This is a genomic window from Priestia megaterium (assembly GCF_046599315.1).
Lineage (GTDB): Bacteria > Bacillota > Bacilli > Bacillales > Bacillaceae_H > Priestia > Priestia megaterium_F.
In genome coordinates this window covers 464,617-477,858 of the sequence record NZ_JBKIKC010000003.1, presented here as the reverse complement: position 1 = coordinate 477,858, position 13,242 = coordinate 464,617, and the positions used below count along the sequence as shown (strand labels likewise).

The 13,242-nt window shown below is 38.4% G+C and carries 12 protein-coding genes and 1 other annotated feature; of the genes, 4 read left to right on the top strand and 8 right to left on the bottom strand.

Going from position 1 to position 13,242, the window contains the following annotated elements; genetic code table 11:
* Nucleotides 1-4: 4 nt before the first annotated feature.
* From ACLHDF_RS13540 to ACLHDF_RS13525, 4 genes are all read right to left on the bottom strand, one after another.
* Nucleotides 5-1,597 carry an amidohydrolase gene (locus ACLHDF_RS13540; RefSeq protein ID WP_413919281.1) on the bottom strand — a complete coding sequence of 531 codons (1,593 nt, stop codon included), beginning with the start codon at nt 1,595-1,597 and terminating at the stop codon, nt 5-7.
* Between the two features lie 123 nt (nt 1,598-1,720).
* Nucleotides 1,721-1,909, bottom strand: a complete 189-nt coding sequence (locus ACLHDF_RS13535) for an alpha/beta-type small acid-soluble spore protein (RefSeq protein WP_095378902.1) — start codon at nt 1,907-1,909, stop codon at nt 1,721-1,723.
* 88 nt (nt 1,910-1,997) lie between these two features.
* The gene (thiI, locus tag ACLHDF_RS13530; protein ID WP_413919280.1) at nt 1,998-3,209 is read right to left on the bottom strand and encodes a tRNA uracil 4-sulfurtransferase ThiI; all 1,212 of its coding nucleotides are present in this window, start codon (nt 3,207-3,209) and stop codon (nt 1,998-2,000) included.
* Between the two features lie 6 nt (nt 3,210-3,215).
* Nucleotides 3,216-4,358, bottom strand: a complete 1,143-nt coding sequence (locus tag ACLHDF_RS13525; protein ID WP_413919279.1) for a cysteine desulfurase family protein — start codon at nt 4,356-4,358, stop codon at nt 3,216-3,218.
* Between ACLHDF_RS13525 and ACLHDF_RS13520 the strand changes: the two genes are divergently transcribed.
* Nucleotides 4,354-4,578: a branched-chain amino acid transport system II carrier protein gene (locus tag ACLHDF_RS13520; protein WP_413919435.1), complete on the top strand. Its 225-nt coding sequence runs from the start codon at nt 4,354-4,356 to the stop codon at nt 4,576-4,578. The genes ACLHDF_RS13525 and ACLHDF_RS13520 overlap by 5 nt on opposite strands.
* 60 nt (nt 4,579-4,638) lie before the next feature.
* Here ACLHDF_RS13520 and ezrA read toward each other — a convergent pair whose 3' ends face one another.
* Complete coding sequence (ezrA, locus tag ACLHDF_RS13515) at nt 4,639-6,330, bottom strand: septation ring formation regulator EzrA (protein ID WP_413919278.1); 1,692 nt, start codon at nt 6,328-6,330, stop codon at nt 4,639-4,641.
* 213 nt (nt 6,331-6,543) lie between these two features.
* Here ezrA and hisJ point away from each other — a divergent pair, with 213 nt between their 5' ends.
* Nucleotides 6,544-7,338, top strand: a complete 795-nt coding sequence (hisJ, locus tag ACLHDF_RS13510; protein ID WP_413919277.1) for a histidinol-phosphatase HisJ — start codon at nt 6,544-6,546, stop codon at nt 7,336-7,338.
* Here hisJ and refZ read toward each other — a convergent pair.
* A complete protein-coding gene (gene refZ, locus ACLHDF_RS13505; RefSeq protein WP_413919276.1) occupies nt 7,330-7,977 on the bottom strand; it encodes a forespore capture DNA-binding protein RefZ in 648 nt (215 codons plus the stop codon). The two genes, hisJ and refZ, sit on opposite strands and share 9 nt — an antisense overlap.
* Nucleotides 7,978-8,194: 217 nt before the next feature.
* Here refZ and ACLHDF_RS13500 point away from each other — a divergent pair, with 217 nt between their 5' ends.
* The gene (locus ACLHDF_RS13500) at nt 8,195-8,674 is read left to right on the top strand and encodes a GAF domain-containing protein (RefSeq protein ID WP_413919275.1); all 480 of its coding nucleotides are present in this window, start codon (nt 8,195-8,197) and stop codon (nt 8,672-8,674) included.
* Between the two features lie 413 nt (nt 8,675-9,087).
* On the top strand, nt 9,088-9,690 hold the full coding sequence (gene rpsD, locus ACLHDF_RS13495; RefSeq protein ID WP_075419729.1) for a 30S ribosomal protein S4: 603 nt from the start codon (nt 9,088-9,090) through the stop codon (nt 9,688-9,690).
* Between the two features lie 74 nt (nt 9,691-9,764).
* On the opposite strand, the gene tyrS is transcribed toward rpsD, so the two are convergent.
* Both tyrS and acsA read right to left on the bottom strand, forming a co-directional pair.
* Nucleotides 9,765-11,024: a tyrosine--tRNA ligase gene (gene tyrS, locus ACLHDF_RS13490; protein WP_413919274.1), complete on the bottom strand. Its 1,260-nt coding sequence runs from the start codon at nt 11,022-11,024 to the stop codon at nt 9,765-9,767.
* Nucleotides 11,025-11,097: 73 nt separating this feature from the next.
* Nucleotides 11,098-11,308: a binding site (T-box leader), on the bottom strand.
* Nucleotides 11,309-11,446: 138 nt separating this feature from the next.
* Nucleotides 11,447-13,162 (bottom strand): acetate--CoA ligase, encoded by a 1,716-nt coding sequence (gene acsA / locus ACLHDF_RS13485; protein WP_413919434.1) that lies wholly within the window; start codon nt 13,160-13,162, stop codon nt 11,447-11,449.
* Nucleotides 13,163-13,242: the final 80 nt, after the last annotated feature.

Sequence of the window (13,242 nt, the reverse complement as noted above, 5' to 3'; positions counted from 1 at the left end):
CTTTTTATTTTTGATATACAACTTCTCCATCAATGACAGTCATCTGCACCTGTACCCCAGGGATATCATCTACAGGTATCTCAAACAGATCTCTTTCTAATACGGTAAAATCAGCTACATAACTCTTTTGAATATACCCTTTTTTATGCTCTTGATGAATGGCCTGCGCGCTTCCTAAAGTAAACAGCTGAACAGCTTCAAATACAGTTAGCCGCTCAGAAGGTATGTAAACGACCGAGCTGTTCGGGGAAGTTTTTCTAGAAACCGCTGCATGAATCGTTAACATCGGATTGATAGGTTCAATAGGAGCATCTGATCCCCCTGCACACATAACACCTTCGTCCAATAACGTTTTCCACGCATAGCAGTAGTCCAAATGTTCTTCTCCAATTTTTTCAATGACCCATGGAAAATCACTGGCTAAAAACCGTGGCTGAATATCCAACACGACAGGGAGCTTTTTTACACGGTCAACTAAATCTTTTCTCAGAATTTGTGCATGAATAATACGATCTCTTTGCCCTGTTTGAGGAGGATATTGTTCGATGCTTTCTACTACATATTCAAATGCTAAATCACCAATTGCATGAATTGCAACGGTCATACCAAATTCTCTCGCTTTCCTCACTAGCTGTTTTAATTCATCTAGTGATTGAATAGCTACACCTCTTGTAGAAGGGTCGCTTTTATATGGAAAGCTTAAAAGCGCAGATTGACTGCCGAGCGAACCATCAGCAAAAATCTTCATTGGTCCTATTTCGATAAAAGCCGATGTATCTTTCTTTTCTTCAAAGTATGTATACATATCATCTACAGCTTCATGATGAACAAGTAAATGGGCACGAAACAGCTGCTTTTCTTTGTGGATAACGTCTTGAAATGCTTGATATGTGCGCAAAAAGCCTCCATAATAATTTAAATCTTCCGTGTGTCCACCCGTTAACCCATACTGAACACAATCTTTAATAGCTACTGAGAGCGCTTGTCGAATGTATGATTCTGATACTTGAGGAATATGAGCCGTTACTAACTCTTGCGCTTGATCAGCCAAAAAACCGGTAGGATTTCCTGATTCATCTCTTTGGATAATACCTCCTTCCGGATCGCGTGTTTCAGCTGTAATCCCGGCTATTTTTAGAGCCGTTCCGTTTGCTACTAATCCATGACGACAGACTCGTTTTAACATAATGGGATGGTCAGTTGATAGATGGTCAAGCTCTTGAAACTGAATCAAAGAGGAATCTCCCCACTGATTTTCATCCCAGCCTTCTCCAATCACCCATTCTCCTTTTGGTGTACTCTCTACTTTTTGCTGAACACGTATCAACACGTCTTCCCGAGAAGTAGCTTGAGACAAATCAAGCCTAAGAAGCTTTTCACCGTGACCAATTAAGTGAAGATGGCTATCCACAAAGCCCGGATACATTGTATATCCTTTGAGCTGTACTTCTCTTTCAATCACAGAACCCCATTTGTTTCTTAGGTCTTCTTCTGTACCTATATCTTGAATGAATCCTTTTTCAACATATACGCTTTCTACATGCTCATCTTCTTTTAGCATCGTATATATTTTGCCGCCGTAAAATAAAGTCCCCATCGCCAACATCTCCTTTACTTTATAAAGCTTGACCTTCTCTCTATTATACGTGACAAAACAAACAAGACAAAAGAGTGAGGTTTCCCTCACTCTTTTTAGCCATCATTATTTAATTAATATGACTTATTTACCACCAAGTTGTTGCTCAGCCATTTGAACTAAGCGTTTAGTGATTTCTCCACCAACAGATCCGTTAGCGCGAGCTGTTGCTTCTGGTCCAAGGTTTACACCGAATTCAGAAGCGATTTCGTATTTCATTTGGTCGATAGCAGCTGCTGAACCAGGAGCTACTAATTTATTTCTGTTTGCCATGTGTTTTCACCTCCTTGTTGAATATAGATTGTGTCAAAACACATGGCTTCATACATTATTTAATTAGTAATTTTATGAAATTTCACTTTTAAAACAAGTCTTCTACGCTGTCTGCCGTATTTGTAGCCGAAGAAGCTGTCATTTCAAGCGTTTCTACATTATTTACCGCTTCCTGAATCAATGTTTCAAAATCATAAAATTGTTCGTATCGATTGATTTTTTCACGCTTTGGCTTAGTTTTTGGTGAGCTTGGCGTAAAAATTGTACAGCAGTCTTCATACGGACGATTCGAAATTTCATGTGTATCAATTTTACGGGCAATTTCAACAATCTCCGTTTTATCCATTGTCACAAGCGGACGTAAAATTGGCGTATTGGTCACTTCATTAATCGCATACATGCTCTCAACCGTTTGACTAGCTACTTGCCCTAAGCTATCACCAGTTACAATAGCTAACGATTCATTTTTTTCACGAATGAGATCCGTAATTCGAAGCATCATGCGGCGGGTAGATGTCATTGTATAATTCTCTGGAATTTGTTTTTGAATCGCTTGCTGTACAGCTGTAAACGGTACAATGTGCAGCTTTACTTTTTCGTGATAAGCCGTTAATTTTTGCGTTAAATCAATTACTTTTTGCTTAGAACGTTCACTTGTAAAAGGCGGACTATAAAAATGAACCGCTTCTATTTCTAAACCGCGCTTCATTGCTAAGTATCCTGCAACCGGACTATCGATTCCTCCAGAAAGCATCAGCATCGCTTTTCCACTTGTACCAACTGGAAGGCCACCAGCTCCGCGATAATCAAAACATGTAATATACGTTGCTTCACTTCTCACTTCTACTCGTACATTTACGCTTGGTTCTTTTACGTTGACTTGTAGATGCTCTGTATTTCGTAGAACATGACTTCCTACTGCATAATTTAATTCGTTTGTATCAAGAGGAAATTGTTTGTACGCTCTCCGAGTAGATACTTTGAATGTTTTGCCTTCTATATCAAATTCTTTCATTGCTTCTAACGCTGCTTCTTGAATCGCTTCAAGTTCATTTTCAACTTTTAAAGCTAAACTAAAGCTTTGAATACCAAAGATTTGCTGAAGGCGTTCAATGATAGGCTCATGATTTTCACCGTTTAAGTGAATATACATGCGGTCTCTCGTGTATTTTACGTGAATGTTTTTGAATGTACTAAGTGCCGTTACAATATTTTTTCTTAACTGTGCAACAAATTTTTTTCTGTTTTGTCCTTTAGTTGAGATTTCTCCGTACCGGATTAAAATATGGTTATATATCATTATCATTTACCTCATTACTTTCTTTAGATCTTCAATGACTGTGAAAATAGCATTTATAATGGGCGTTACTTCATTATAATCATTTAAACCAGACAAGCTTAAACGAATGGACTGATCTGCTTCTTCATAATTTTTACCGATGGCTAAAAGCGTTTTACTTGGCTTTTTCCGCTTTGACGAGCAAGCAGATGTAGTGGATACAAACACTCCTTTTTCCTCAAGAGCGTGAACAAAAACTTCGCCTTTAATACCTTGTGCTGTAAAATTTATAATATGAGGAGCTGAATGCTTGACCGGCGTATTAATCGTGATTCTTTCGTGAGCAGAAAGCTTGTCCATCAGTTCTGCTTTTATTTTTCGCATCTTTTGCTGGTTCTGGGCTGCATGCTCAAGTGTTAAACGAAGTGCTTTAGCAAATGCCACAATTCCCGGTACATTTTCCGTGCCTGATCGATGCTGCATTTCCTGAGAGCCTCCGCTAAGTAACGGATGAAGCTGAACACCATTTCGTTTATATAAAATTCCCGTCCCTTTTAAGCCATGAATTTTGTGCCCTGATAATGTGCATAAATCAATTTTATGATCCGCTAAAGAAAGCGGAACTTTTCCAATCCCTTGCACATGATCGACATGAAAAAGCACCTTCGAATAGTTCGTCAGCATTTGTCCAATTTCTTCAATTGGCTGAATGGTGCCAATCTCATTATTTACATGCATAACAGATACTAAAATGGTTTCATCTGTCATAGCTGATTCAATAGCCGCGGGTGACACAAATCCACTTGAATCTACCGGAACATACGTAACCTTAAATCCTAGTGCTTCTAACTGCTTAAATGGTTCATGAACGGAATCATGTTCAATATTTGTCGTAATGATATGCTGACCTCGGCTTTTATATTGCATCGCTACGCCTTTAATAGCCAAATTATTCCCTTCTGTCCCTCCTGATGTAAAGATAATTTCATTTGACGATACGTGTAGCAACTCTGCCACTTGCTCACGCGAACGACTCAGCAAATTCTCTGCTTGTACGCCAAATTGATGGAGGGACGATGGATTGCCATAGTAAGTTGTAGCTACTTTGGTAAAAGATTGTATTACTTCATTATAGGGTTTAGTTGTAGCGCTATTATCTAAATAAATCAAGGATGCACGCCCCCTTCTTCATTTTTTCGGAACAACGTATTATCATACCATACCTTGCTACTTTTTTAAATTAGGCTTTGCCTTAGTAATCATAACAAGTATAGACGATCTTTTCAAAAACTATTTACCGCTTTATAACCAAGGTGTTGGCTGGCTCATCCCAACAGTTGCTGCCGCATTCATAGGCTATATTATTAGCGTTGAAAGAGGTTTCCATTAAACAGATGGTATACGAAGAACAGCATCATAAAAAAGCTCGTGTCCTTTGGACACGAGCTTTTTAACTCTGTGAAGATACAATACGCTGTATACGATCAAGCGCACCAGGATCTACTTGCTCAATAGCCGCAGATGCCTGTTTTAATGCTTCTTTATATTCATAGTGGCGAAATGCTTCTTCTGCTTCTTCTAAAGACTGTGCAATTCCATGATGAGTACTTCTATAACGGTTACCGTATTGAATCACTCGTTCAACTAGTCGTGCTTCTTCTAGCATTGCCTCTGTCTCATCAAATGTATCTTGAACAAAACCAACAGCATCTTCAAGTAAAGATTGAACAGCTCGAATATTAAGCGGTTTTTCTTTCAGCTTAGCGGTTACTTCATTTAAGATATGAACCGTTTTTTCAAGCTGCACTTTATATTCTTCAGGAACACCAGGAAGGTTGCTTTTTTGAATAAGGCGTCGCGCTTCAATCAACTGAGATTTCAGTTCTTCTATTTTGTCTTTAGCCGCGAGCTCATCTTTGCGAAGAGCTTGTAGCATATCGCTATAAGATTCCTGAGATTCTTTTAATTGGTTGAGCTGCTTGGAAACGTCTTCGAGTTCTTCTTGGATCACACTGTAGGCTAAATTGTGTTCCGCTACCTTGTCCGAAATATTATAGTACAAGTTAGTTAATCTTTTTAGTTCGCGGTCCATTTTATAATATACATCTAAGTCTCGCTCTTTAAAATGATAGCTTTGCTGTACAAATAGCGTTTCTTCACGAAGTTCACGGTTTCGTTCTTGAAGCATACGAAGGAAGTTAGATACCGTATGAGATTCACGGTTCATTTTATGATAGGAGAAAACCTCATGCTCAAGTGAGTCATATAACTGCTCTAAACGTTCGTTCACATCATCTAGTTTTGTAATCGCTTCTTCCACATATAATTCCTCAATATCTGCAATAATTTCAGCAGTTTCTTGTTTTAAAAGCTCTACCGTTTCTTCTACTTGCAGATGATCTAACACGTATCCCTGCTCACTCATTTCGCGGAACCCTTCAAGCAGTTCATTGAACTGGACAGGAAGAGTGGTCTGACACTCAACTAGTACTTTTGGAATTTGTTCTAAATACGAATCAATAGCTGTTAAATCAGTTTTTAATTGAAGAACAATCTCGCGTGCTTGAAGATAGTTTCCGTTAATCGTCTCTTCCTCGTATTTTTTAAACTGCTCTTTAGATGTATTAATTGCGTATTCTAGCGTTTTTTCAGCATTCCCATAGGAATAACGATGTGCGAGCAATTTTTTCTTCACATGGCGGTGAAGCTGATTTAATTCCTCAATATCATATCGATTATCTTGTTCGCTACCAATTAAATTTTGAAGTTCAGTAAGTATGTTTTCAATATCTATCTTGGTTTGTTCTAAGGCTTGATCAATATGTATAGATAACTGCTTCGCTTTTTTAAATCGGTATTTATCTGCTGCTTCTTCCGTTTCAAACAGTTCTTTATCAATTTTCGGGAGATTAGTTGATATAATTTCATCCCACTGCTCACGCCAACGTTCAAATAGCTCTTCAGTTTGACCTGTCATGTTCAATTCTTTTACTTTTGAAATTTCCTCTGCAACTGGCGTATTTGCTAATTCGACTTTGATCGTTTCCAGGCGATCAATTTCTTGATAAATCTTTTTACGTGAAAACATTCCGTACACAACTAATCCGATAATAAGTATGATTAGCGCTATAATGAATTCCATACTAAGCCCCCTTACAGTGCGTTCTACATGACAAGTTTCTTATTTATAAAAAGGGTGAATTTAATCCTTTAAATTTTTTTGCGTCAATGTTTTTATGATACCATGTAAAGTCCAACTTTTGAGCAAAAAATTAAATTTTTTTATACAAAATATTGGCATGGAGTCACTTTATGTCGTTACAATGGAAAAAGAAGAAAAAAGGAGGCATTTTTTATGAAAGTTGACAAACATATTCATACTCCATTTTGCCCACACGGTTCACCTGATTCATTGCAACAATATGTTGAACAGGCGATTTCCTTGAACTTTGGCGAGATTTCATTTACAGAGCATGCTCCATTACCAAAAAGCTTCAGCGATCCGACGCCCGATCGAGACAGTGGAATGGATCCTGATAAACTTGATCACTATATTCACAGCGTACAGCAAGTCAAAAAAGAATTTGAGCGCGATATTCGTATTAATATCGGGTTGGAAGTTGATTTTATCGAAGGATTTGAACACGAAACAATGGATTTCTTAAACGAATATGGTCCTTATCTCGATGACAGCATCCTTTCCGTTCACTTCTTAAAGTATGAAGAAGAGTACGACTGCTTAGATTTTAGCGCTGACGTATTTGCACATATTGTACAGAAATTTGGCAGCGTAAGCAAAGTATATGATAAGTATTACAACACGGTATTACGCTCTGTACAAGCCGATTTAGGCGTTTATAAGCCTAAGCGTATTGGTCATATGACGCTGGTACATAAATTTAAAACGCGCTTTCCATACGAAGACACACTTTCCCCGATTATTTTATCAATACTCGATGAAATAAAAATGAAAGATCTAGCTTTGGATTATAATAGTGCAGGATTGTTTAAACCTTTGTGCAAGGAAGCGTACCCAGCTTCATTTGTCGTAAAAGCAGCTCAACAGAAAAAAATCCCTCTCGTATATGGGTCAGATGCCCACTGTGCGAAGGATTTAGGCCAAGGCTATAGAGAGCTCCACTTAGGATAATTGAACGCGCAGTTTGTTTGTCCGTTCATACGGCAAACATACCGTTGTGTGCACCCATTGCTCAAGTTCAATCGCATATTGCTGAACAAAATATGGTTCGTGAGGCAATATATGAAGAACTTCACTTAGATACTGAGGATGAAGATAAGGCATAGACAGCATTCCCTTAAGCTCAATGATTGTAAAAGAAACGTGCAGCTTTCGAAACTCCTTTTCTTTCATCCCTCTTTCGAGGATTGTTTTTAAGTAATACTTTTCCTTGGTTAAATACGTAGTCATGACTTCGCGAATTAAAATCGTATCGAGAGAGGTTTCTCTATATACAAGCCGTGCAATATGCCTATTTTCGTGCTGGTAATGTAAGATGGCTCGAATCATCACAATAATACTTTCTGTTGAAGACAGCCTTTTCATTTCTTGGAATGCTTGCTCCAGCACCTGAATATAACCTTCAAAATAAGAAATCACCAAACTTTCAAGTAACCCTTCTTTGCTATGAAAATAATATGAAATATTCGCTACGTTCACTTTTGCTTTTCCTGCAATCTCCCTCACGGACGTACCATCAAAACCTTTTACGTTAAAAAGAGAAACAGCCGCATCAATAATTTTCTCTTTTGTTTTTGACTGTACAGCCATCTATCTACACCTCATTTCGATTTATTTTCACAAAACACATATGATTGCAAAATTGTGTAGAAATCGTTACAGTATTTAAAAAGGATTTTAATAGCCTCTCTACATAATTCGTGATGGGCTCTTTAGTTCCTGTAATCTTTTATCGACAAAGTAGCGTTAAAACTGACGTTTCCTGATAAAATTTCATTAAACCTTATGTTGAATGGAGGAGAATACATTGTTTAATGTCGAAAACTACAGCGGCTCAAAACAAAAAGATTATGAATTAGTAATTAAGCAATTGCGCGCCTTACTAGAAGGAGAAAGCAATACAATTGCTAATCTAGCGAATGCTTCAGCTTTATTAAATCAATTTTTAAATGAAGTAAACTGGGTAGGTTTTTATTTAATGGAAGACGGGGAGTTAGTGCTGGGCCCTTTCCAAGGGCTGCCGGCTTGTGTTCGTATTCCACTCGGAAAAGGCGTATGCGGTACAGCAGCTCAAAATCAAAAGACAGAGCGAATCGAAGATGTTCACGCCTTCCCTGGCCACATTGCATGTGATGCTGCTTCTCAATCTGAAATCGTTGTACCAATTGTAAAAAACGGTCAGCTTTTAGGCGTTCTTGATATTGACAGTCCAATCAAAAATCGCTTTGATGAAATTGATCAACATTATCTTGAAGAATTCGTGAAAGAACTCACCTCTTTTCTTTGAATATGAACAAGCAAAACCAGCTGCTTTGCAGCTGGTTTTGCTTGTTAAACAAACGTTTGTTTAGTCCATCAACACCGTTTTCTTATGCTGTTTCTTTTCCTTTTATACTTCAAATGAACATATTCTTTCTTTTACATTCTTTTAATCTTCAATCTTCCTTGACTTTATACGTGAAAACACCTATAATACTCGTTGTGTGAAATATTGCAGCTTATACAATCTTCTTTATGTTTTTCATTTTGTTCCTCATTAAAAGATTGTTTTACAGAAGTAGCAATTCTTTTAACAAGATGGTGTATCGTGTAACTCTCTGCTGCTAGAGCGATGGTACATGAAAACAAAATGAGCATATCGCTAGAATGTGTCTGTTTTTGTTTTGCATAAAATAAAAACACAAACAAGGAGGAGTCATCATGGCTCGTTATACAGGTCCAAGTTGGAAAATCTCTCGTCGCTTAGGTCTTTCTCTAAGTGGTACAGGTAAAGAATTAGAAAAACGCCCTTACGCTCCAGGTCCACACGGCCCAGGTCAACGTAAGAAAATTTCTGAGTACGGTTTACAATTACAAGAAAAGCAAAAATTACGCCACATGTATGGTGTAACTGAGCGTCAATTCCGTAACTTATTCGTTGCTGCCGGTAAATTAACTGGTAAGCACGGTGAGAACTTCATGATTCTTTTAGAAGCTCGTCTTGATAACTTAGTATACCGTATGGGTCTTGCACGCACTCGTCGTCAAGCTCGTCAATTAGTTAACCACGGTCACATTTTAGTTGACGGTAAACGCGTTGACATCCCATCTTACCGTGTACAACCTGGTCAAGTGATCGGTGTTCGCGAAAAATCTCGCAACCTTTCAATCGTGAAAGAAGCGCTTGAAGTTAACAACTTCGTACCAGACTACTTAACAGTAGACGCTGAGAAATTAGAAGGTACATTCACTCGCTTACCAGAGCGTTCTGAATTATCTGCTGAAATCAACGAAGCACTAATCGTAGAGTTCTACTCTCGTTAATAGTGAAAAGCCGTTCCCTATGGAGCGGCTTTTTTACTGTCTTTATATAAAAAAAAGGCCTTTCGGCCTTTTTTTTATGCGTATTGAATAAGCGTATACTTTTTCTTGCCTCGACGAATTACCGTGAATTGACCTTCAATACGGTCTTCCGCACCTACTATTTTTTGTAAATCCTGTTCACGCTCACCGTTTAAGTAAATCGCACCGTTTGAAATATCTTCACGTGCTTGACGTTTGGAAGGAGAGATTTTACTTTCTACAAGTAAATCAATTAAACCAATATCTTCCCCTGTATGCGTGTAAGAAGGAACATCCTTGAACCCTTGCTTAATTTCTCCTGCTGTTAACTCTGAAATACTTCCGCTAAATAAAGCTTGTGAAATACGAATTGCTTGCTCAAGAGCATCTTCACCGTGTACAAGCGTAGTCATCGCTGCCGCTAGTGCTTTTTGTGCCTCGCGTTTTTCAGGAGCTTCTTTTGCAGACGCTGCTAGTTCATTAATTTCTCCGTGCGATAAGAATGTAAAGTATTTTAAATATTTTATAACATCACGATCATCTGTATTAATCCAGAATTGGTAGAATTCATACGGACTTGTTTTTTCAGCGTCCAACCAAATTGCTCCGCCTTCTGTTTTACCGAACTTCGTGCCGTCTGCTTTTGTTACAAGCGGAACTGTTAATCCAAATGCTTTTGCATCTTCTTCTGATTTCCGAATTAATTCTAAGCCAGCCGTAATATTTCCCCATTGATCGCTACCGCCAATTTGAAGCTTACAGTTATATGTTTGGTATAAATTCAAGAAATCATATGATTGTAAAATCATGTAGCTAAATTCCGTAAATGAAATGCCTGATTCGATACGAGATTGAACAGAATCCTTTGCCATCATGTAGTTGATACCAAAGTTTTTACCGATATCTCGTAGGAATGTAATAACGTCTAAAGAGCCAATCCAATCGTAGTTATTCGCAATAACTGCTGCATTTTCACCTTCTTCGAAATCTAAGAAGCGTGAAAGCTGACCTTTAATACGCTCACTAAACATGGCAACCGTTTCTTTTTCATTTAACGTACGCTCTGCTTTTTTACCACTTGGATCTCCAATAAGACCTGTACCTCCACCAACTAATGCAATCGGTTGGTGTCCAGCTTGTTGAAAGCGACGTAAAATTAAAACAGGCAGCATGTGGCCAATGTGAAGGCTGTCGGCCGTCGGATCGAATCCGCAGTATAAACGAACAGACTCTTTACTCAAAAGTTCACTTAAACCTTTTTCATCCGTTTGTTGGTTAATGAGCCCTCGAAACTCAAGATCTTGTAAAATATCCATGTTATATTCTCTCCTTTATCTAATTGCTCGTTACAATTTGTTGAACAACATAAAAAACGCCCCTTCTTAAAAAAGAAGGGACGAAAATATCGCGGTACCACCCTATTTGGAAATAAATTATTTCCCACTTAAATGATGTAACGGTCTACCCGTCTTTTGCTACTGTAAGTTCACAAAAGATGCTCAAGGACGTATTTCATATTTGTCTATGTACTGATTTTCAGCAACCATCAGCTCTCTTAAACAGGGAGACAAGTATTACTTCTTCCTATCACTGCAGTTTATTTTATTTAAAAGTTTACACCCCACAATTATGAATGATTTCATTTTAAAATTCAAGTCCAAAAAAAAGTTCAAACAGCTGACTGTTTGAACTTTATAAAAATCACTTATTTCCCTACAAAGATTGAAACGTTTACTCCTTAGTCTTCCATCGTTGATAAATCGCCCGTTGGCAAATCTAATTCCCAGGCTTTTAAAACGCGACGCATAATTTTACCGCTTCGTGTTTTAGGTAGCTTGTCTTTAAACTCAATTTCACGCGGGGCTGCATGAGCAGCTAACCCTTTTTTCACAAATTGACGGATATCTTCAATCAGTTCATCCGAAGATTCATAACCATCTCTAAGCGCGATAAATGCTTTAATAATTTCCCCGCGCACAGGATCAGGTTTGCCAATGACACCAGCTTCTGCGACAGCAGGATGTTCAACAAGCTTACTTTCCACTTCAAATGGACCCACCCGTTCTCCTGCCGTCATAATAACGTCATCGATTCGACCTTGGAACCAAAAATAACCCTCTTCATCCATATACGCCGAATCACCTGATACGTACCAATCACCTGGCATAAAATATGACTCATACTTTTCTTTGTTGTTCCAAATTGTATGCATCATAGATGGCCAGCCTTTTTTGATTGCTAAGTTACCCATTCGATAAGGTGGAAGCTCTTGTCCTTGATCGTCAACGATTGCTGCTTGTACACCTGGAATTGGTTTCCCCATAGATCCTGGCTTAATTTTCATAGACGGATAATTACAAATCGTCTGACCTCCAGTTTCAGTCATCCACCACGTATCATGAATACGTTTTTGGAAAACCTTCATTCCCCAGCGTACCACTTCAGGATTTAACGGTTCTCCCACACTTAATACATGTCTGAGATTGCTTAAATCATAGCGTTTAACTAAGTCATCACCAGCGCCCATTAGCATACGAAATGCTGTAGGTGCACTATACCAGACCGTTACGCCAAAATCTTCAAGTGCTTGATACCATGCATCTGGACTAAATCGTCCTCCTACAATCACATTGGTTGCTCCAGCAAGCCAAGGACCAAAAATTCCGTAGGAAGTACCCGTCACCCAACCGGGATCTGCTGTACACCAATACACATCGTCATCTTTTAAATCGAGCACCCATTTTGCAGTTTGATAGTGCTGAAGCATTGCATTGTGAACATGAAGTACGCCTTTTGGCTTGCCGGTTGAACCTGATGTATAATGAAGCAGCATGCCATCTGTTCTATCTACCCACTCAATTTCCACCTCTTTATTCGCCGCTTCTAATCGCTTCAGGAAATCTAGTTGAATGCTTTCTTCTTCTACATTTTCCCCTACAAGCAAAATATGTTTTAAAGCTGGCAAATCTTTCACCGGCACACGGCTAAGCAGTTCAGGTGTTGTAATTAACACTTTTGCATCACTGTCTTGCAAACGATCTTTTACTGCACCTTCCATGAACGCTTCAAATAAAGGCCCAACAATAGCGCCAAGCTTTACTGCTCCTAACAATGCAAAATAAAGTTCCGGAGAGCGAGGCATAAAGATAAACACACGATCTCCCTTCTCTACGTCTGCTTGTTTTAGCACATTTGCGGCTTTATTTGACCATTCTTTCATTTCTTTAAATGTATATTTTTCATTGCGCTGCGCATCTCGATAATAAAGCGCAACTTTATTTTTACGCGTAGAGTTTGCGTGCTTATCAATCGCTTCATAAGCTGCATTTAATTTACCTGTTTCATGCCATGAAAATTCCTTCTCCACTTGTGACCAATCAAAGGTTTGATACGTTTTATCATAGTCCTGTAAGTTGTATACCCCTTCAATTACAGGAAGCGCTTCCACCTTCATCACAAACTCCCCCTTATGTATAAAATTTACAAACCTATTATATAACAAAGTTAGACTTTTCACAATTTTATAAAATTTTT